The 19373-nt window shown below is 65.4% G+C and carries 17 protein-coding genes; 10 read left to right on the plus strand and 7 right to left on the minus strand.

All coding sequences use genetic code 11. The features are described 5' to 3' along the window. Positions 1-285 precede the first annotated feature (285 nt). A complete protein-coding gene (locus MOE34_RS20150; RefSeq protein WP_242219215.1) occupies positions 286-654 on the plus strand; it encodes a hypothetical protein in 369 nt (122 codons plus the stop codon). A gap of 20 nt (positions 655-674) precedes the next feature. Here the strand turns inward: MOE34_RS20150 and MOE34_RS20155 are convergent, their stop codons facing one another. The 5 genes from MOE34_RS20155 to MOE34_RS20175 form a co-directional block, all read right to left on the minus strand. Then, positions 675-2915: a transglycosylase domain-containing protein gene (locus tag MOE34_RS20155; RefSeq protein ID WP_242219217.1), complete on the minus strand. Its 2241-nt coding sequence runs from the start codon at positions 2913-2915 to the stop codon at positions 675-677. A 138-nt stretch (positions 2916-3053) separates the two neighbouring features. Further along, entirely contained in the window at positions 3054-3497 is a 444-nt protein-coding gene (locus MOE34_RS20160; RefSeq protein WP_242219219.1) for a BA14K family protein, read from the minus strand. Positions 3498-3599: 102 nt separating this feature from the next. Continuing rightward, positions 3600-4547 carry a lysylphosphatidylglycerol synthase transmembrane domain-containing protein gene (locus MOE34_RS20165; protein WP_242219221.1) on the minus strand — a complete coding sequence of 316 codons (948 nt, stop codon included), beginning with the start codon at positions 4545-4547 and terminating at the stop codon, positions 3600-3602. Between the two features lie 195 nt (positions 4548-4742). After that, complete coding sequence (locus MOE34_RS20170; protein WP_242219223.1) at positions 4743-6134, minus strand: M20/M25/M40 family metallo-hydrolase; 1392 nt, start codon at positions 6132-6134, stop codon at positions 4743-4745. Positions 6135-6215: 81 nt separating this feature from the next. Continuing rightward, positions 6216-6656, minus strand: a complete 441-nt coding sequence (locus MOE34_RS20175; protein ID WP_160786799.1) for a MarR family winged helix-turn-helix transcriptional regulator — start codon at positions 6654-6656, stop codon at positions 6216-6218. A 402-nt stretch (positions 6657-7058) separates the two neighbouring features. Here MOE34_RS20175 and polA point away from each other — a divergent pair, with 402 nt between their 5' ends. The 7 genes from polA (at position 7059) to MOE34_RS20210 (ending at position 17194) form a co-directional block, all read left to right on the plus strand. Beyond that, on the plus strand, positions 7059-10037 hold the full coding sequence (gene polA, locus MOE34_RS20180; RefSeq protein WP_242219225.1) for a DNA polymerase I: 2979 nt from the start codon (positions 7059-7061) through the stop codon (positions 10035-10037). A 27-nt stretch (positions 10038-10064) separates the two neighbouring features. Next, positions 10065-11093: a glycoside hydrolase family 5 protein gene (locus MOE34_RS20185; RefSeq protein WP_242219226.1), complete on the plus strand. Its 1029-nt coding sequence runs from the start codon at positions 10065-10067 to the stop codon at positions 11091-11093. A 332-nt stretch (positions 11094-11425) separates the two neighbouring features. Next, positions 11426-11680: an acyl carrier protein gene (locus tag MOE34_RS20190; protein ID WP_242219227.1), complete on the plus strand. Its 255-nt coding sequence runs from the start codon at positions 11426-11428 to the stop codon at positions 11678-11680. Continuing rightward, positions 11677-12849, plus strand: a complete 1173-nt coding sequence (locus MOE34_RS20195; RefSeq protein ID WP_242219228.1) for an acyl-CoA dehydrogenase family protein — start codon at positions 11677-11679, stop codon at positions 12847-12849. Before MOE34_RS20190 ends, MOE34_RS20195 begins: the two co-directional genes overlap by 4 nt. Before the next feature lie 4 nt (positions 12850-12853). Further along, a complete protein-coding gene (locus MOE34_RS20200; RefSeq protein ID WP_242219229.1) occupies positions 12854-13768 on the plus strand; it encodes an amino acid--[acyl-carrier-protein] ligase in 915 nt (304 codons plus the stop codon). Between the two features lies 1 nt (position 13769). Next, entirely contained in the window at positions 13770-14738 is a 969-nt protein-coding gene (locus tag MOE34_RS20205; RefSeq protein WP_242219230.1) for a DUF1839 family protein, read from the plus strand. After that, positions 14696-17194 carry a glycosyl hydrolase 2 galactose-binding domain-containing protein gene (locus MOE34_RS20210; RefSeq protein WP_431522395.1) on the plus strand — a complete coding sequence of 833 codons (2499 nt, stop codon included), beginning with the start codon at positions 14696-14698 and terminating at the stop codon, positions 17192-17194. The genes MOE34_RS20205 and MOE34_RS20210 overlap by 43 nt, the downstream gene beginning before the upstream one ends. A gap of 20 nt (positions 17195-17214) precedes the next feature. Here MOE34_RS20210 and MOE34_RS20215 read toward each other — a convergent pair whose 3' ends face one another. Beyond that, positions 17215-17403 carry a hypothetical protein gene (locus tag MOE34_RS20215; RefSeq protein WP_242219231.1) on the minus strand — a complete coding sequence of 63 codons (189 nt, stop codon included), beginning with the start codon at positions 17401-17403 and terminating at the stop codon, positions 17215-17217. 161 nt (positions 17404-17564) lie between these two features. On the opposite strand from MOE34_RS20215, the gene MOE34_RS20220 reads away from it, so the two are divergent. Together MOE34_RS20220 and MOE34_RS20225 are read left to right on the plus strand one after the other, a co-directional pair. Further along, a complete protein-coding gene (locus MOE34_RS20220; protein WP_242219233.1) occupies positions 17565-18146 on the plus strand; it encodes an IMPACT family protein in 582 nt (193 codons plus the stop codon). Positions 18147-18394: 248 nt separating this feature from the next. Then, on the plus strand, positions 18395-19054 hold the full coding sequence (locus MOE34_RS20225; protein ID WP_242219235.1) for a peroxiredoxin: 660 nt from the start codon (positions 18395-18397) through the stop codon (positions 19052-19054). A 50-nt stretch (positions 19055-19104) separates the two neighbouring features. Here MOE34_RS20225 and MOE34_RS20230 read toward each other — a convergent pair whose 3' ends face one another. Beyond that, the gene (locus MOE34_RS20230) at positions 19105-19341 is read right to left on the minus strand and encodes a hypothetical protein (protein ID WP_242219237.1); all 237 of its coding nucleotides are present in this window, start codon (positions 19339-19341) and stop codon (positions 19105-19107) included. Positions 19342-19373 lie beyond the last annotated feature (32 nt).

The following is a 19373-nucleotide window of genomic DNA, read 5'->3' on the forward strand; positions in this document are numbered from 1 at the left end:
ACCGCAATCGCGCGCGGGATTCAAGCAACTGTCTGCGGTTCCCGCCGGCGTTGCGGGAGGAGGGTGGGCAGAAGTACGGAAACGGCGAGCCACCATCTGCGGCGCTGGGATGAGCAGCGGTGTTCCGATGGCAATGGCTGCAAAACGTCCGGCACGCCTCGAGGCCATTTTATTGGCGATCACCAAGTGCCAAAATCAGTTGGCAAGCCAAGCAGGATCTACCCACACTGTTGGTGGTGCAGTAACGCGCAGGGCGGGTTTTTATCGAAGGGGAGATACTAACAAATGACTGTGCAGCACATGTCGATCGCCCCGGAATATATAAGCTTTTATGTTGCAGGCCGCCGGGATGTTGATGTTCCGGTTCATATGGACCGGCAGGGAATCTTCGTTTCCGATGATTGCGTCAACATCCCGGCATATTACTGGAGTGACGGAGACACGAATATAACGTTCGGGCCGTACTCCGAAATTGTAGAGGCGCGAAAGCCGGATTCCGACACTATTTTGAATACGCCCAACAGAGAACTCATTCTGTTTGACGCGAATGAGCCTCAATACGCCATCGTGCAGGTGCCATCCACGAAAACCCGTATCCGGGTCTGGATGGATCACCCGGTCGAGCCGTCAAATGTCACCATTGCCTGGGGCTGATGGTTGCCGCCCGTAGGGCGTCAACCGCCGACGAGGAAGTCGAAGAGGGTCGTGCGGCGGGTGCCCGTCTGGCGCTCGCCGCCGACATCCGCCGGCGGGATGAGGCCGTCGTCGAGGGGGACTGCGCCGGTCTGGTCGGTCGCCACCGCCTCGCCGCTGTTTCCGGCGGGCCGCTCGTCTGTATCGAGCGTGCGGGAGATGATGTCGAAGAGCTGGTCGCCGCCTTCCTGCGGCGCGGCGCGGGCCGGATCCTGCAGCGGGTCGCCGTTCGCGGTGCCGAAGAGCGGGGAGGGTGACAGGCCGGCATGGGCGGCGGTCATGAACTCGCCCCAGGCCTTGGCCGGAAGTCCCCCGCCTGTCACCTTCTTCATCGACTTGCCGTCGTCGTTGCCGAACCAGACGCCGGTCGTCAGGTTGCTGGTATAGCCGACGAAGAGCGCGTCGCGGAAGGATTGCGTCGTGCCGCTCTTGCCGGCGGCCGGCCAGCCGGGAATGCGGGCGTTCTTGCCGGTGCCCTCGGTGATGACGCGCATCATCATGCCGTTCATCATCGAGACGATGTTCGGCTCCAGCACGCGGGGCGGGTTGTCGTAGGTGTTCTCGTAGAGCACCCTGCCGTCCGCCGTCGAGATGCGCCGGATGATGTGCGGCGTCGCCTTGTAGCCGCCGTTCATGAAGGGGGCATAGGCGGAGGTCAGCTCCACCAGCGTCACCTCCGACGTGCCGAGCGCGATGGAGGCGTTCGATTGCAGGTCCGATTCGATGCCGAGCCGGCGGGCGAGCTTGATCACCTCCCCTGGGCCGACCTCCATGACGAGCTGCGCGGCGATGGTGTTCAGCGAATTGGCGAGCGCGGAGGCGAGCGTCACCTCGCCGCGGTATTTCTGGTCGTAGTTCTCCGGCGTCCAGTTGCCGATCCGCACCGGCGCGTCGTTGCGCACGGACAGCGGCGAGCGGCCGGCTTCCAGCGCCGCCGCGTAGACGAAGGGCTTGAAGGCCGAGCCCGGCTGGCGCTTGGCCTTGGAGGCGCGGTCGAACTGGCTTTCCGCATAGTCGCGCCCGCCGACCAGCGCGCGGATCGCGCCCGTGCCGTCGATGGAGACGAGGGCGGCCTGCGAGGCGTTGGATTTCGCGCCGTCCTTGTCGAGCATCGCCGAGAGCGTCTCGTCGGCCTTCTTCTCAAGGTCGAGGTCGATCGTCGTGTCGATGACGAGGTCTTCCTTGATGTCGCCGATCATGCCCGGAAGCTGCGCCATCACCATGTCGGCGGCGTAGTATTGCGCGCCGGACCAGTAGCTCTTGGCGCGCGCCGGCGTCTGCGACATCGCGCTCTTGATCTCGTTGTCGGTGACGTAGCCTTCCTCGCGCATGGCGCCGAGAACGACCTGGGCGCGCGCTTCCGCCGCCTCCGGGTCGCGGGCCGGCGAGAGGCGTGAGGGCGCCTTCAGGAGGCCGGCGAGAAGCGCGGCCTCGCCGAGGTTCACGTCACGCGCCGACTTGTTGAAGTAGCGCCGCGCGGCGGCTTCCACACCGTAGGAATTGGAGCCGAAGAAGACGCGGTTGAGATACATCGCAAGGATCTGGTCCTTGGAATATTTGTGCTCCAGCCAGAAGGCGAGCAGCACTTCCTGCACCTTGCGCTCCAGCGTGCGCTCCGGCGAGAGGAACATGTTCTTGGCGAGCTGCTGCGTCAGCGTCGAGCCGCCCTGCACCATGCGGCCGGTCGTGACGTTGGTCAGCATCGCGCGGGCAAGGCCCAGCGGATCGACGCCGAAATGCGAATAGAAGCGCCGGTCCTCGATGGCGATGACGGCCTGCGGGATATAGGGCGACATGTTCTCCAGCGACAGCGCCTCGCCGCCGGTCAGGCCCCGGTTGGCGATGATGTCGCCGCTGACGGCGAGAATCTTGACGTTGGGCGGCCGGTCCGGGATCGACCAGCTCGTGGCGCTCGGCATGCGCGCGCCGTAATAGAGCACCAGACCGCCGACGCCGATGGCGCCCCAGATACCGAGCACGACGCACCAGTAGAAGAGCCTGCGGAAAAGGCCGAAGAAGCCGCCGGAAGAGCTGCGTCGCCGGGATGAGGTGCGCCGCGGCCGCTCGGGTTTCGCCGGCTTGCCGCGCCCGCCCTTGCGGCCACCGCCGCCGCCACCGGCAACGCGATCGCCTGCGCCGACGTGGAAATCGTCGTCGTCGTCACGGCCTCCCGATCCCCGGAAGGACGGTTCGATGCGCTGGGATTTGCGGTTGCCTGCCATAAGCGGTCGGATATGCCCTCGGAACGTTGGCGTCCGGTGGACTCTAAATGCGGCGATTTAAGGGGTGGTTAAGAAGCGGTGAACGGCGTCCGTCACTTTAGGGGACCGGGCGGCTCGAAGGCCGCCCGGAAAATCATCTCAGAAATAGGGCGAGAGGCACTGGCGTCGCGGCCCGTGATTGGGCTGGAACGTGTTGTCGAACGACCGGTAGGAACGGTAGCGTGCATAGCACCAGTCGAAATGGCGCGGATTGATGCCCGCATCGCGCGGCCGGTTGTTATGGTTGTTGTTGACGATCGCGCCGCCGATGATCGCGCCTGCGCCGAAGGCCGCCAGCGGATACCACCAGCCGTCCGAGTGGCGGCGATAGCCGTGGCGATGGTAGCGGGAGCCGCGATGGCCGTTATGCCAGCCGCGACCGCCATGATGCCTGCGACGGTATTGCACCGGCTCGACATCGGAGGTCTGAGAAACGCCAGCCTTCGGCAGCGGCATGGCGGAGGCCGGTGCCGTGACGAAGGACGTGGCGAACATGGCGACGGCCATGACGGTGGAAAGGCCGGTTTTGATCGTTGTCTTCATGTCGGTCTCCCTTGGATTGTCACTGTTCTACAATGATCTAGGACGGATGATAGCATGAAACAATTCGGCTGAACGCCAGATGAACCCTGACTGTTCCCGCTTTCAACCCTCTCCGTCCTTCGCTCTGGCGAGAAAACGCGAGCGTTCGTAGATCAGGATGACCACCAGCGCCATGATGAACGGAACGATGAGATAGAAGAGCCGGAAGACGGCAAGCGCGGCGAGGACCGAGGCCGGGTCCATGTCCGGCAGGCCGGCGATGAAGACGAGTTCCAGCACGCCGATGCCACCCGGCGCATGCGAGAGCAGCGCGACCGAGAAGGAGGCGAGGAAGATGCCGAGCACGACGAAGAAGCCGGGATTGCCGGTCGCCGGCAGCGCGAAATAGATGATCGCCGCCGCCCCGATCAGCTCGATGGGCGCGATGATGAGCTGGCGGAAGACGAGCGAGGGCTTGGGATATTCCAGCTTCAGCCAGCGCGTGTCGACCGGCCGGAAGCCGACGAGGCTGCCCACCACGTAGAGCGCGACGAGGGCGAGCAGGAAGATGCCCGTCGAGAACGCCGCCTCGATCGGCAGGAAATCGGCGAACCGCCCGACGATCTCCGGCTCCAGCACCAGCACGAGGCCGAACAGCATGACGGTGCCGAGCGCGAAGGTGAAGGAGCAGAAGGCGACGAGCATTCCCACCTCGGAGCCGCTCAAGCCCTTCGACGTATAGGCCCGGTAGCGCACCAGCGCCCCTGAAAACACCGAGGCGCCGATATTGTGCGACAGCGCATAGGTGGTGAAGGAGGTGATGGTGATGAACCACAGCGAGATGCGGTGGCCGAGATGCTCCAGCGCCAGATGATCGTAGGCCGCGAGCGCGGCATAGGCGACGAGCGTGGCGAGGGAGGCAAGGAGCCAGCCGGAGGCCGGAATGGCGTGGATGCTCGCCATGAATTCGTCGAGCGACAGGCCCCGGAGGTCCTTGTAGAGGATATAGACCGACAGGGCGATCGCGGCGGTGCTGACGAGCGGCCAGAAGAATTTCCTGAGCCGCTTCATCCTGCCTTGCCCCCGGTACCCGGCGTATCGCCGCCCGGGCGGCAAAGCCCCCTTGCAATCCGTCCCGATGCCATCCTTGCCCTTTTCCCATCGCCCGGACCTGTCATCGCCTTGCGGCGCGCGGCCCTTGTCGTCGTTCAGCCGACCGGCTGTTCCCTACCCCGAACGCCGGCCAGCCCAGTCATCACATCTGCGTCAGCGCGCCGCGAGCGCGGAGAGAATGCGCACCCAGGAGCGGATACCCTTCTCGAAGGAGCGCAGTTCGTATTTCTCGTTCGGCGAATGGATGCGGTCGTCCGAAAGGGCGAAGCCGACGAGCAGGGACTCCATGCCGAGCATTTTCTGGAAATCGCCGACGATCGGGATCGAGCCGCCCATGCCGATGACGACGGCCGGCTTCGGCCATTCGTCGGAAAGGGCCGATTTTGCCTTTTCGAGCAGCGCTGAATCGTAGGGAAGCTGGATTGCAGGCGAGCCGCCATGGGTGTGGAAGGAAACCGAGCAGTCGGCCGGAACCCTCGAGCGCACATAGGCGCGGAAGGCGTCACGGATCTTCGCCGGGTCCTGCTTGCCGACGAGGCGGAAGGAGACCTTGGCCGATGCTTCCGCCGCGATCACCGTCTTGAAGCCCTCGCCGGTATAGCCGCCGGTGATGCCGTTGACTTCCGCCGTCGGGCGCGCCCAGGTCAGTTCCAGAACGGAACGACCCTTCTCGCCCGAGGGGATCGACAGGCCGATAGCGCCGAGGAATTTTTCCGCCGAGGTGCCGAGCTTCTCCCAGGCGGCCTTGATCTGCGACGGGGTCTCCTCGACGCCTTCATAGAAGCCGTCGAGCGTCACGCGGCCGGTCTCGTCGTGCAGGCCCGCGAGGATGTCCGTGAGGATGTGGATCGGGTTTGCCGCCGCGCCGCCGAAATGGCCGGAATGCAGGTCCCGGTCGGCCGCCTTGATGATGACTTCCTCGCCGACGAGGCCGCGCAGGCCCGCCGAGATGGCCGGCGTATCGGCGTCCCACATGCTGGTGTCGCAGACGAGTGCGAAATCGGCCGTCAGTTCCGCGGCATTGGCCTCGAGGAAGGGCTTCAGCGACGGCGAGCCGGATTCTTCCTCGCCTTCGAAGAGGATGGTGACGCGGCAGGGCAGGGCGCCCACGGTTTCCTTGTAGGCGCGGCAGGCTTCCACGAAGGTCAGGAGCTGGCCCTTGTCGTCGGAGGTGCCGCGACCGGTGATGACGCGGCGGCCACCCTCGACCTCGCGCACGGCCGGCTCGAAGGGATCGTTGTCCCACAGGTTCAGCGGATCGACGGGCTGGACGTCGTAATGGCCGTAGAACAGCACATGCGGCGCGTCGGGTTTTGCGCCGTCATGATGGGCGACGACCATGGGATGACCGGGCGTGTCGCGCACCGTCGCGTCGAAGCCGAGCGAGCGCAGTTCCGCGACCAGCCACTCGGCCGCCCGGCGGCACTCCGGCTTGAAGGACGGATCGGTGGAGATGGACTTGATGCGCACAAGCTCGAACAGGCGTTCGAGGCTGACCGGAATGCCGGCGCTGGCGCGGTCGAGGACGGGCAGAATGTTGGTCATGGTCGAATCCCTTGCGAATTGCGCGGCGACATTAGACCGATCATGTCGGGGAGGGCAAATCGTATGACGGCTTTGCGATGGTCAGACACGCGGATCGCGCCCGAGATTGGCGAGCACCATACGCATATATTCGAGAAGCAGTTCGCGTTCGAAACGACGGAATCCCTGGAACAGCGCATCCTCCGTGGCCGAGGCCGCCGCGAGCGCCGTCTCCTGCAGGGCCTTGCCGCGTGCAGTGAGGAAGACGAGTTGCGCCCGCTTGTCCTTGGGATGGCGGCGGCGGGAAACGAGGCCGTCCCGCTCCATGCGCGAGAGCGTGTTGGCCATGGTCGCCTGCTCGATATCGAGGCGGTCGAGAAGCTCGCGCTGGGTCAGGCCGTCGCCGCTCCACAATTCGAGCAGGACCGGGAACTGGCCGGGCGCAAAGCCGGACCCGTCCGCCCGCGCCTGAAGCGCGCGGGACGCCGCCTTCGCCAGGAGATTGGCGAGGTAAGCAGCCGACTCCTTCCGATCAAAGTCCATGAGCGGAAGCTAAGCTGCTTCGCAGGCGAAGACAATGCGCTATCGGTGGCGGTTTCGGGGGTGGATCGCAGGCTATGCAAGCCCCAAATGAAAGAAGCCGCCGTCGACAGGAGGCTTGTCGCGGCGGCTTCTCCCGAATTATGGACAAAGGCCCGGAGAGGGGGATAAGGCCTTTGTCCTCGTCTGGCGCGGCGGGGGACAGGCCGGGATGCCAGACAGCGGCTTGATCAGGTGCCGATGAGGAATATTTGTGGGTCCGAATGTGGCTTTTCAAGGGTTTCGAGGGGCCGCGAAAATTACAAATTGGTAACGTTCGTGTGAGGCTTTCCACCCCTTCGAAAGGGGCCTCGAGCCGCAATGAAAGATGGACGCGGAAAGCGGCCCGCGCTATCCATTCCCCCCATGAAAAAAGGTGATCATCTCTTCCTCGTCGACGGCTCGGGCTTCATCTTCCGCGCCTTCCACGCCATCCCGCCGCTCAACCGCAAGTCGGACGGGCTGCCGGTCAATGCCGTCTCGGGTTTCTGCAACATGCTGTGGAAGCTGCTGAAGGATGCGCGCAATACCGACGTGGGCGTGACGCCGACCCATTTCGCCGTCATCTTCGATTATTCCTCGAAGACCTTCCGCAATGCGCTGTACGACCAGTACAAGGCCAACCGCACCGCGCCGCCGGAAGACCTGATCCCGCAATTCGGCCTGATCCGCCAAGCCACGCGCGCCTTCAACCTGCCCTGCATCGAGAAGGAAGGGTTCGAGGCGGACGACCTGATCGCCACCTATGCCCGCCTTGCCGAGGCAGACGGCGCGGACGTCACCATCGTTTCCTCCGACAAGGACCTCATGCAGCTCGTGACGCAGAATGTCTCGATGTATGACGGCATGAAGGACAAGCAGATCTCCATTCCCGAGGTCATCGAGAAATGGGGCGTGCCGCCGGAGAAGATGATCGATCTCCAGTCGCTGACCGGTGACTCGACCGACAACGTGCCGGGCGTGCCCGGTATCGGCCCGAAGACCGCCGCCCAGCTTCTCGAGGAATATGGCGACCTCGATACGCTGCTTGCCCGCGCCGAGGAGATCAAGCAGGTCAAGCGCCGCGAGAACATCGTCGCCAACCGTGAACTGGTGCTCCTCTCCCGCCAGCTTGTCACGCTGAAGACGGACACGCCGCTCGACGTGCCGCTCGACGACCTGAGCCTGCATCCGCAGGACGGGCCGAAGCTCATCGCCTTCCTCAAGGCCATGGAATTCACCACGCTGACGCGCCGCGTCGCGGAAGCCTGTGACTGCGATGCGGGCGCCATCGACGCTGCCGACGTCCCGGTCGAATGGGGCACCGAGGCGCGCGGCCCCGATCTCGACAAGGGCGAGGCCGCTGCAGCGCCTGCCGCCGAGGGCAAGGCGGCTGTGGCCGCCGCCGCCGCGCTTCCGGCCGCGAATCCCGGCGAGGCCACGCCGGCGGCGCTTGCCAGGGCGCGCGCGGAGCGTTTTTCAGCAGCGCCCATCGACCATTCTTCCTATGAGACGGTGCGCGATCTCGCAGCGCTCGACCGCTGGATCGCCGCCGCGCGCGAAGCCGGCCTCGTCGCCTTCGACACCGAAACCACCTCGCTCGACGCCATGCAGGCCGAGCTTTGCGGCTTCTCGCTCGCCATTGCCGACAATGCCAAGGACCCGACGGGAACCGCCATCCGCGCCTGCTACGTACCGCTGAACCACAAGACGGGCGTCGGCGACCTTCTGGGCGGCGGGCTTGCCGAAGGGCAGATCCCGATCCGCACCGCGCTGGAGCGGCTGAAGGCGCTGCTGGAGGACCCGTCCATCCTCAAGGTCGCGCAGAACCTCAAATACGATTACCTCGTCATGCGCCGCCACGGCATCACCGTCCAGGGTTTCGACGATACGATGCTGATGTCCTACGCGCTGGATGCGGGCGTCACGACGCATGGCATGGACGCGCTCTCCGAGCGCTGGCTCGGCCACAAGCCGATCGCCTACAAGGACGTCGCCGGCTCCGGCAAGGGCGCGCAGACCTTCGACATGGTCGATATCTCCCGCGCTACCGCCTATGCGGCGGAGGATGCCGACGTGACGCTGCGCCTCTGGCATGTGCTGAAGCCGCGGCTTGCGGCCGAGCGCATGACGACGGTCTACGAGCGGCTGGAGCGCCCGCTGGTGCCCGTGCTTGCCCGCATGGAAGAGCGCGGCATCACCATCGACCGGCAGGTGCTCTCGCGCCTTTCCGGCGAACTGGCGCAGGGTGCGGCCGGTTTCGAGGAAGAGATCTACGAGCTTGCCGGCGAGCGCTTCAATATCGGCTCGCCCAAGCAGCTCGGCGATATCCTCTTCGGCAAGATGGGCCTTCCCGGCGCCTCCAAGACGAAGACCGGCCAGTGGTCCACCTCCGCGCAGGTGCTGGAGGACCTTGCCGCCCAGGGCATTCCGCTGCCGCGCAAGATCGTCGACTGGCGCCAGCTCACTAAGCTGAAATCCACCTATACCGACGCGCTGCCCGGCTTCGTGCATCCCGATACGAAGCGCGTGCACACATCCTATGCGCTTGCCGCGACGACGACCGGCCGTCTCTCGTCCTCGGATCCGAACCTCCAGAACATTCCCGTGCGCACGGCCGAAGGCCGCAAGATCCGCACGGCCTTCATCTCGACGCCGGGCCACAAGCTGGTCTCGGCCGACTACAGCCAGATCGAGCTGCGCGTGCTCGCCCATGTCGCCGACATCCCGCAGCTCAAGCAGGCTTTCGCCGATGGCGTCGACATCCATGCCATGACGGCCTCCGAAATGTTCGGCGTGCCGGTCGCGGGCATGCCCCCGGAAGTGCGCCGCCGCGCCAAGGCGATCAATTTCGGCATTATCTACGGCATCTCGGCCTTTGGCCTCGCCAACCAGCTCTCCATCGAGCGCTCCGAGGCGAGCGACTACATCAAGAAGTATTTCGAGCGCTTCCCGGGCATCAAGGACTACATGGACAGCACCAAGGCCTTCGCCCGCGAGAACGGCTATGTCGAGACGATCTTCGGCCGCCGCGCCCATTACCCGGAGATCAAGTCGTCCAACCCGTCGGTGCGCGCCTTCAACGAGCGCGCCGCGATCAACGCGCCGATCCAGGGCTCTGCTGCCGACGTCATCCGCCGCGCCATGGTGAAGATGGAGCCGGCGCTTGCCGCCGCCGGTCTTTCGGCCCGCATGCTGCTGCAGGTGCATGACGAACTGATCTTCGAGGTCGAGGACGGTGAGGTCGACAAGACCATCCCCGTCATCGTCGACGTGATGGAGAACGCCTCCATGCCGGCGCTTTCGATGAAGGTCCCGCTGAAGGTGGATGCGCGCGCTGCAACCAATTGGGACGAGGCGCATTGAGCGGGCGAACCGGAACGGAGGCAAGACATGCGGTTCCTATCCGGGACGGGGCTTTTCCGGCTGGCGGCGGCCGTGGCAGCGATCGCGCTTCCCCTTGAAGCCGGTGCGGCCGGCCTCAAGGGCGTCAACCTGGCCGGGGCTGAATTCGGCGAGGGGCGCGGTGTCTACGGCAAGGATTACATTTATCCCTCGGCCGAAACGATCGGCTATTTCGCCGGCAAGGGCTTCAATGCCGTGCGCCTTCCCTTCAAGTGGGAGCGGCTGCAGCCGCGGCTGAACCGCGGCTTCGACAAGGCCGAGCGCACGCGCCTTGCCGAAACGGTCAAGGCGCTGCGCCGGGCCGGCATGACCGTCATCCTCGATCCGCACAATTACGCCTATTACGACAAGAAGCAGCTTGGAGCCGAGGGCGGGGTGCCGGATAGCGCCTTTGCCGATTTCTGGCGGCGGCTCGCCGAGGACTACAAGGGTGACGCCGGCGTGCAGTTCGGCCTGATGAACGAGCCGCACGATGTGCCGGCGGAGCAATGGCTCGCCTCCGCCAATGCCGCCATCGCGGTGATCCGCAAGACGGGCGCGAAGAACCTCGTCCTCGTGCCGGGCACGCTCTGGACGGGTGCGCATAGCTGGGAAGAGGAGCGGGAAGGCGGCGCCAACGCCACTGTCATGCTCGGCATCGAGGACCCGGCGAACAACCATGCCTATGAAGTGCATCAGTATCTTGACGCGGACTTCTCCGGCACGGCCAGGACCTGTGAGCGCGCGGACGATGCGGTGAAAGCGCTGGAGCGGTTCACCGACTGGCTGAAGCGCAACGGCCAGCGCGGCTTCCTCGGCGAATTCGGCGGTTCGTCAGATCCGGCCTGCCTCGACGGACTTGCCCGCATGACGGCGCTCGTCGACAGGGAGAACGCGGTCTGGACCGGCTGGACCTACTGGGCAGCGGGCGACTGGTGGCCGGCGGACGAACCGCTCAATATCCAGCCGACCGCCGATGGCGACCGGCCGCAACTGGCCGCGCTTGTCGCCGGCGGCGGGCTTTCCGCCAAGCCGTAAGCCTCCCCCGGCCCGGCCCGAAGAGGTGTTTTTGCGCGCCGGACCGCTTTTCCACTGCGCTTTCATTCTATGGATAACGAAGCCTGAATCCTCCGGGTCCGTATCGTTATGGAACGGCGACCGTAGCGTGCAATCCCCGGGAAAACCGGACGTGCTCAACTTTCCTTCATGAAGGGCCGGACGCGCGCGTTTCAGGGCGATGCAGTTTTCCCGGCGGCTTCACGAAATCTTATCCATGTCCCTTCAGGTGATCTTATACAGCGAGGGCTATGCCTGTCGGGAATGATGAACAGGCCAGCTTTCCGGCTGCAAAGAAAGCGATGGAGAAGAACATGAAGCAGAAGATCCGTGACATTCTGGGCAAGCACGGCGGTCTCCCGGTGCCGGTCGACACGCTTTCGGACGATGCCGATCTCTATGCGGCCGGTCTTTCCTCCTTTGCTTCCGTGCAGGTGATGCTCGGCATCGAGGAGGCCTTCGACGTCGAATTCCCGGACAGCCTGCTCAATCGCAAGTCGTTCCAGAGCGTCGATGCCATTGCACGGGCGGTCGCAAGCCTCGTCGGCAATGCGGAGGCCGCCGAATGACCCTCACCGTCGGTTCCAGCCTCGTCGAGCGTGCCGAGCGCGTTTCCGCCGTGGCTGCTGCGCATGCCGACGACGTGGACGTCAAGGGCCGCTTCCCGCGGGAAGCGGTCGATGCGATGATCGCCGAGCGACTGCTGTCGATCCAGATTCCCGCTGCCCTCGGCGGCGAAGGTTGTTCCCTTTCCGAGATCGCCGAGGTCTGTTCGCTACTCGGCCAGGGCTGCTCGGCCGCGGCCATGATCTTCGCCATGCACCATATCAAGCTGTCCAGCCTCGTCACGCACGGGCAGGAGAGCGCCTGGCACGCCGCTTTCATGCGCCGCGTCGCGGACGGACAGCTCCTGCTCGGCTCGGCGACGACCGAGGGCGGCATCGGCGGCAACCTGCGCAACAGCATCTGCGCCATCGAGGTCGAGGGCGACACCTGCCGCCTGACCAAGGATGCGACGGTCATCTCCTACGGGGCCGAGGCCGACGCGATCCTCATCACCTCGAGAGCCCATGCGGACGCAGCCTCGACCGACCAGGTCATGACGGTCTTCACCAAGGACCAGTACACGCTGGAGCGCACCCATGTGTGGGACACGCTCGGCATGCGCGGCACCTGCTCGGACGGCTGGCTCTTCAAGGGCGAGGCGCCGAAGGCGCAGATCTTCCCGAAGCCCTTCGCCGAGATCGCCGCCCAGTCGATGCTCGCCACCTCGCATCTGCTTTGGAGCGCGGTGTGGTACGGTATCGCGGTCAACGCGGTTTCCCGCGCGCAGGCCTTCGTGCGCGCCGCGGCCCGCAAAAGCCCGGGCGTCACGCCGCCCGGTGCGCTGCGCCTCGCCGAAGCCTCGAACCTCCTCCAGCTCCTGAAATCGAACACGATCGCGGGCCTGCGGGAATACGAGGTGGCCAAGGCCGATCCGGACCGGCTCTCCTCCATGGGCTTTGCGGTTGCGATGAACAACGTGAAGATCGCCTCCTCCGAGACGATCCTGGTCATCATCAACCAGGCCATGCTGATCTGCGGCATCATGGGCTACAAGAACGGCACGCCCTACAGCCTCGGCCGGCACCTGCGCGATGCGCATTCCGCCCAGCTCATGATTTCAAACGACCGTATCCTCGGCAACACCTCGAACCTCCTGCTCGTTCACAAGCAGGACACCAGCCTGATCGGGTGACACTATGGACATGCAGACCTCCCTTCTCGACCGGCTCTTCGATACGGGCCTCCTCATCGATACGGGCGTCGAGGGCCTTTACGGCCGCAGCGGCGCCTTCGAGGACGTCATCGCCCGCTTCGAGCGGCTGATCGACGCCTATGGCGGCGACGATGGCGCAGAAGCCATGCGTTTCCCGCCGGGCATGAACCGCGCGCATTTCGAATCCTCCGGCTACATGAAGAGCTTCCCGCAGCTTGCCGGCACCGTGCACAGTTTCTGCGGCGGCGAGCTGGATCATATGAGCCTTCTGCAGTGCATGGAGGTCGGTGGCGACTGGACGAAGGACCAGAAGGCGACGGAGATCGTGCTGACGCCGGCGGCCTGCTATCCGCTCTATCCGACCATCGCCAGGCGCGGCCGCCTGCCGATGAAGGGCGGTCTCTACGATCTCCAGTCCTACTGCTTCCGCCACGAGCCCTCCAACGACCCGGCGCGCCAGCAGCTCTTCCGCATGCGCGAATATGTCTGCATGGGCACGCAGGAGCACGTCACGACCTTCCGCCAGACCTGGATGGATCGTGGCCTTGAAATGATGGCCAAGGTCGGCCTCGACGTGACGATGGATGTGGCGAACGACCCGTTCTTCGGCCGCGCCGGCCGCATGCTCGCCAACAACCAGCGCGACCAGAACCTGAAGTTCGAGCTGCTCATTCCGGTGACGTCCGCCGCCAAGCCGACGGCCTGCATGAGCTTCAACTACCATCAGGATGCCTTCGGCGCGAAATGGGGTCTGAACCTCGAAAACGGCGACGTCGCGCACACCGCCTGCGTCGGCTTCGGCCTGGAGCGCATCGCGCTGGCGCTCTTCGCCCGCCATGGCCTCGATATCGCGGCCTGGCCGGCGGATGTCCGCAAGGTGCTGGGATACCAGGACTGACATGGCCGCCGTCTTCGCCGGGGCCGTTCCCGAGAGCTACCGGCCGCACGCGCTTCACGATCCCGAACGCATGTGGCCGGAGACGAACTGCTATGTCGATCTCTGGATCGAGGTGCTGAACGCCTTCGGCGCCGCCCCCGAGGCGATGCTCGGCTTCTCGCTGACGCAGGATTTCGAGGGCGACCAGTTCACCTTCTTCAAGGTGCCGCTGGAAGACCTCGAAACGCTCTATGGCATCCGCTGCACCGAGCTTGCCATCTTCGACCGGGTGGAGGACCACGTCGCGACCCAGATCGCGCGCGGCCGCCTGTGCCTTCTCGAGATGGACAGCTTCTACATGCCCGACACCCGCGGCGTCGCCTACGGCCAGGAGCATGGCAAGACGACCATCGCCATCAACCGGCTCGATCTTGCGAACAAGCGGCTCGACTATTTCCACAATGCCGGTTTCTTTCGGCTGGAAGGCGAGGATTTCGACGGCTTGTTCCACCTGAACGACGGCCCGGGGGATCTGCCCTTCCTACCCTATACGGAATTCGCCAAATTCCCGGCAAGCCGGCCGGACGAGGCGCATCTGCGCCGTGAGGCGAGCCGCCTCGCCGCTTTCCATTTCGCCCGTCGCCCGGCTGAAAACCCGGTTGCGGCCTTTGCCGCGGTCTTCCCGAAGCAGGTCGAGGCCGTGGCGGACCGTCCCTTCGGCTTCTTCCACAAATACGCCTTCAACACGCTGCGCCAGCTCGGGGCCAATTTCGAGCTGGCCGGCAGCCATCTCGACTGGCTCGCGCCGGACGGAAGCCTCTCCGAGGCCGCCGACGCCGCGCGAAAAATTTCCGAGACGGCGAAGTCCGTGCAGTTCCAGCTTGCCCGCGCGGTGACGCGCCGCAGGTTCGATCCGCTGGCCACGGCGCTCGATCCGGCCGCCGAGGCATGGGACAGGCTGATGGCGACGCTCGCCGCGCGCCTCGGCTGAAGGAGGTGGGGGTGTCTTCGACCGGAAAAGCGCTCTCGGACGGCTGGCGCATGATCCTGACGCCGGCCGGTGCCGTCACCGGGCCGGCAGGGCTTGAAACCTTTTCCGATTCTGTCGACGCTCCCGTACCCGGCACGGTCGCCGGGGCGCTGGAGCGCGCCGGCCGCTTCGACCGGACGGCGCCCGAGCCGCTCGATCATCTCGATGCCTGGTATGTGCTGGACCTGGAGGGCGAGAGGCCCGGCGAGGCCGTCCTGCATTTCGACGGGCTTGCGACCGTCGCGGAGGTCTGGTGGAACGGTGCGCTGCTGCTTTCCTCCGACAGCATGTTCGTCCGCCACGATCTGCCCGTCACGCTCACGGGCGAAGACCGGCTTGCTCTCTGCTTCCGCGCGCTGAAACCGCATCTGGAAAAGCGTGGCCCGCGCGCCCGCTGGCGGCCGCAGATGATCACGCCGCAGGGCCTGCGCCTCGTGCGCACCACGCTGCTCGGCCGCATGCCGGGCTGGTGCCCGGAGGTTCACGCTGCCGGTCCCTGGCGGCCTGTCCGTCTTTCGCGGTGCGGGTCGGCATGGCCCGCCGATATCCGCATCGCTGCCCGACTGGAAGAAGACGGTGCGGGCCGTCTCGATGTCCGCTTCGGTTTCGAAGGTGAAGCGCCGACCGTGGAATGCGCCGGTGTGACCGCCGTGGCCGTGCCCGAGGGAGAGGGCCGGTTCAGTGCGCGCCTTTCCATCCCGGATGTCGAGGCATGGTGGCCGCGAACGCATGGCAATCCCGCCCTGCACGATGTTTTCCTGACCCTGAATGGCGAGCGCCGGAGGATCGGCCGCACCGGCTTCCGCCGCATCGGGATCGACCGTGGCGCGGATGGCCGGGATTTCGCCCTTCGCGTCAATGGCGTGACGGTCTTCTGCCGTGGCGCGGTCTGGACCAGTGCGGACATCGTCGATCTTCCCGGCAGCCGCGCGCATTATGAGCCGCTGTTGCGGCTGGTGGCGGACGCCAACATGAACATGCTGCGCATCGGCGGCACCATGGCCTACGAGACGCCGGATTTTTTCGCGTTGTGCGACGAACTGGGCTTGATGGTCTGGCAGGATTTCCAATTCGCCAATTTCGATTATCCGGCTAATGATCCGGCTTTTGTCGATAATGTGCGTCGCGAGGCGAGCCAGTTTCTCGATGCGACGATTGCCTCGCCGTCGCTGGCTATCCTGTGCGGCGGCAGCGAAATCGACCAGCAGGCGGCGATGCTCGGCCTGCCGGAAGCCGCTCGGGCCGGCCCGCTTACCCGCGAGATCCTGCCGGAAATCGCCGCCGCGCACCGGCCGGACGCGCCCTATGTGGAGAATTCGCCGAGCGGCGGGGCGATGCCTTTCTCGCCAAACGCCGGCGTGACGCACTATTACGGCGTCGGGGCCTATTGCCGGCCGCTGGAGGATGCGCGCAGGGCAGAGGTTCGCTTTGCCGCCGAGAGCCTCGCCTTCGCCAACGTGCCGGAGCAGCAGACCCTCGAGGCGCATCTGCCGGTGCCGGCGGTGCATGATCCACGCTGGAAGGCCCGCGTGCCGCGCGACCGCGGGGCGTCCTGGGATTTCGAGGATGTGCGCGAGCACTATCTCGCCCTCCTCTACGGTGAGGACCCGGTCCGCCTGCGCCGCGAGGACCCGGCCCGCTATCTCGATCTTTCCCGCGCCGCGGTCGGCGAGGTGATGGAGGCGACCTTCGCGGAATGGCGGCGGCCGCAATCCACCTGCAACGGCGCGCTGGTCTGGACTTTCCAGGACCTTTTGCCCGGCCCCGGCTGGGGCGTGGTCGATGCGACGGGCCTGCCGAAATCCGCCTGGCACGCGCTGCGCCGCGCTTTCCGTCCGGTACAGGTCATCCTGTCCGACGAGGGCACCAACGGGCTGGATATCCACGCCGTCAACGACAGTGCGCACGAACGGCGGCTGACACTGGAACTCGCCTGCCTGCGCCACGGCCGCCAGCCGGTCGTCTCCGGCCGCAAGGACATGATCCTTGCGCCCCATTCGGCCGGGACGCTACCGGCGACCGATCTCTTCGGCGCGTTCTTCGATACGACCTATGCCTTCCGCTTCGGTCCGCCTTCCCATGACGTGACCGTCTGCCGGCTGCTCGATGCGGAGGGAGTGGTGATCGCGGAAGCCTTCCATTTCCCGCAGGGGCGGGCGAAGGCCATCCATTCCGCCGTGCTTTCCGCGGCGCTGCGGCAGGATGGGGGGGAGTGGCTGCTGGATCTTTCGGCGGATCGCGTCGTGCAGTCCGTGGCGATCGAGGCCGAAGGTTTCCTGCCGTCCGATAGCTGGTTCCATCTTGCGCCGGGCGGCGTGAGGAGCGTGCGCCTCGTGCCCCGCGCGGGCATCGATCCGGCTGCAAGGCCGGCCGGCATGGTTCGCGGCCTCGGCGCGGAGGCCGTCCTCTCGTTCTGAGAGGCGAGGTGCCGGAAATTTCAGTAGAAGACGTGGATCGGCCACTGTACCGGGCGGCGGGAGGCTGAAAGCCGGCTGCCTTCCAGCGGGAGCCTTTCCCCGGTTGCCGGGGCGGCCTTGGCGTCGCTGCCGGCCGTCTCGGTCTTCGGCTGGAAGCCGACCGGATAGAGATTGAAGTAACCGAGCGTCACGCCACCGAGATACATCATGCCATCGTCTCCGTCCTTGTACGATCCTGCCGACATCATGGCAAAATCGTGGCGGCTGTCAATAGTCTATAGAATTAGTGTTCTATTCGACGCTTGAAACGGCGGCCGCCGGAAGGGTAGGAGACGGGTTCAACCGCAACGCAACCACCCGGGAACCGGCCTTGTATACGTTGGATCGCGTCGAACGCTTCGAGCAGGAAATCCGCAAGAGCCGCTTCCTTGCGATCGCCTGCCCGGTCGAGAGCGAGGCGGAGGCGAAGCAGTATCTGGTGGAGGTTTCCGATCTTTCCGCCAGCCATAATTGCTGGGCCTACCGTATCGGCCAGACCTATCGTTTCAGCGATGACGGCGAGCCGAGCGGCACGGCGGGAAAACCCATCCTGCAGGCCATGGACGGCCAGGCGCTCGACCGCACGCTGGTCGTCGTCACGCGCTGGTTCGGTGGTATCCTGCTGGGCAGCGGCGGGCTGATCCGCGCCTATGGCGGCACGGCGGCCCTGTGCCTGCGCGCCGCCGCCAAGACGGAATATGTCGAGCGCGTCACGCTCGGCGTGTCGCTCGGCTTCTCCGATCTGGCGCTGGTCAAGGCGCGGCTCGGGTCCTTCGCGGGGCTTGTGATGGACGACGAGACCTATCACGATACCGGCGCGCGCCTTGCCTTCCGTGTGCCGGCGGAAAGGGCGGAGGAGGTCGGTCGGATGATCGTCGACCTGACGAGCGGGCGCGCCGAAATCGATGCCTGACGGCGGAATCTGAAAATAAAATCGACTTTTCCCGGCGCGGCCTCTCCGGGGAACGGTTTGGCGTCGGGCGGGCGGGACGCCGAAAGCCTTCTTGCGGCGCGCGTGTTCGGCGCAAAGTTGCGCTCCCTTGCGGCGTCGCGCGGCAGCCTGCCGCTATAGGCAAGCCGGTTTTTTCGTTCTATCTACCGCCCGGATGTATTTTCGCGGGTCGTGTCCCGCGCTCCCCGCATGGAAGAAAGGACGACCCCATGAGCCTTCGCATCAACGACATCGCGCCGGACTTCACCGCCGACACCACCGCTGGCGAGATCGGTTTCCACGAATGGATCGGTGACGGCTGGGCCGTGCTCTTCTCGCACCCGAAGAACTTCACCCCGGTCTGCACCACCGAGCTTGGCGCCATGGCCGGCATCGAGGGCGAATTCCGCAAGCGCGGCGTCAAGATCATCGGCATCTCCGTCGACCCGGTCGACAGCCATACCAAGTGGAAGGCCGACATCCGCACTGCCACCGGCTTCGACGTCGAGTACCCGCTGATCGGCGACAAGGACCTCAAGGTCGCAAAGCTCTATGACATGCTGCCCGCCGCCGCCGGCGACAGCTCGGAAGGCCGCACGCCCGCCGACAACGCCACGGTGCGCTCGGTCTTCGTCATCGGCCCGGACAAGAAGATCAAGCTGATCCTCACCTACCCGATGACGACGGGCCGCAATTTCGCGGAGATCCTGCGCGCCATCGACTCGATCCAGCTCACCAGCAGGCATCAGGTCGCGACGCCGGCCAACTGGCAGCAGGGCGACGACGTCATCATCACCGCTGCCGTCTCCAACGAAGATGCCATCACGCGCTTCGGCTCCTTCGACACGGTCCTGCCCTATCTGCGCAAGACCCGCCAGCCGGCCGCCTGAGCGAGTGGTATCGGACAAGGGAAAGCCGGGGTCGCAAGACCCCGGCTTTTTCATTTTGCGCGCAGGATGAAGCCGGCGAAGCGCTTCTGCACGAAGGGCGAGACGACGAAGACCATGGCGGAAACCATGATCGGCGTGATGACGGCGGTGCGCTGCCAGATCGTCCAGCCCTCCGTCAGCGGCAGCACGATGTAGAGGATCGTGGTGATCAGCGGATAGACGGGCAGGAGCATGGCAAGCGCCAGATGCGGCTTGGAAAGCGTGCGGACGGGGGAGGAAGCGGTCATGGGAGAAACCTTTATAGAACGGAACGTTTCGT

The sequence above is a fragment of the Shinella zoogloeoides genome (assembly GCF_022682305.1).
Classification (GTDB): Bacteria; Pseudomonadota; Alphaproteobacteria; order Rhizobiales; family Rhizobiaceae; genus Shinella; species Shinella zoogloeoides_B.

Coding starts and splice junctions, on each gene's coding strand:
- MOE34_RS20165 (WP_242219221.1), bottom strand. CDS start 4,547: ATGAAGCGGCTCAGGAAATTCTTCTGGCCGCTCGTCAGCACCGCCGCG.
- MOE34_RS20195 (WP_242219228.1), top strand. CDS start 11,677: ATGACCCTCACCGTCGGTTCCAGCCTCGTCGAGCGTGCCGAGCGCGTT.
- MOE34_RS20160 (WP_242219219.1), bottom strand. CDS start 3,497: ATGAAGACAACGATCAAAACCGGCCTTTCCACCGTCATGGCCGTCGCC.
- polA (WP_242219225.1), top strand. CDS start 7,059: ATGAAAAAAGGTGATCATCTCTTCCTCGTCGACGGCTCGGGCTTCATC.
- MOE34_RS20155 (WP_242219217.1), bottom strand. CDS start 2,915: ATGGCAGGCAACCGCAAATCCCAGCGCATCGAACCGTCCTTCCGGGGA.
- MOE34_RS20205 (WP_242219230.1), top strand. CDS start 13,770: ATGGCCGCCGTCTTCGCCGGGGCCGTTCCCGAGAGCTACCGGCCGCAC.
- MOE34_RS20200 (WP_242219229.1), top strand. CDS start 12,854: ATGGACATGCAGACCTCCCTTCTCGACCGGCTCTTCGATACGGGCCTC.
- MOE34_RS20175 (WP_160786799.1), bottom strand. CDS start 6,656: ATGGACTTTGATCGGAAGGAGTCGGCTGCTTACCTCGCCAATCTCCTG.
- MOE34_RS20210 (WP_431522395.1), top strand. CDS start 14,696: ATGGGACAGGCTGATGGCGACGCTCGCCGCGCGCCTCGGCTGAAGGAG.
- MOE34_RS20185 (WP_242219226.1), top strand. CDS start 10,065: ATGCGGTTCCTATCCGGGACGGGGCTTTTCCGGCTGGCGGCGGCCGTG.
- MOE34_RS20230 (WP_242219237.1), bottom strand. CDS start 19,341: ATGACCGCTTCCTCCCCCGTCCGCACGCTTTCCAAGCCGCATCTGGCG.
- MOE34_RS20190 (WP_242219227.1), top strand. CDS start 11,426: ATGAAGCAGAAGATCCGTGACATTCTGGGCAAGCACGGCGGTCTCCCG.
- MOE34_RS20225 (WP_242219235.1), top strand. CDS start 18,395: ATGAGCCTTCGCATCAACGACATCGCGCCGGACTTCACCGCCGACACC.
- MOE34_RS20170 (WP_242219223.1), bottom strand. CDS start 6,134: ATGACCAACATTCTGCCCGTCCTCGACCGCGCCAGCGCCGGCATTCCG.
- MOE34_RS20150 (WP_242219215.1), top strand. CDS start 286: ATGACTGTGCAGCACATGTCGATCGCCCCGGAATATATAAGCTTTTAT.
- MOE34_RS20215 (WP_242219231.1), bottom strand. CDS start 17,403: ATGATGTATCTCGGTGGCGTGACGCTCGGTTACTTCAATCTCTATCCG.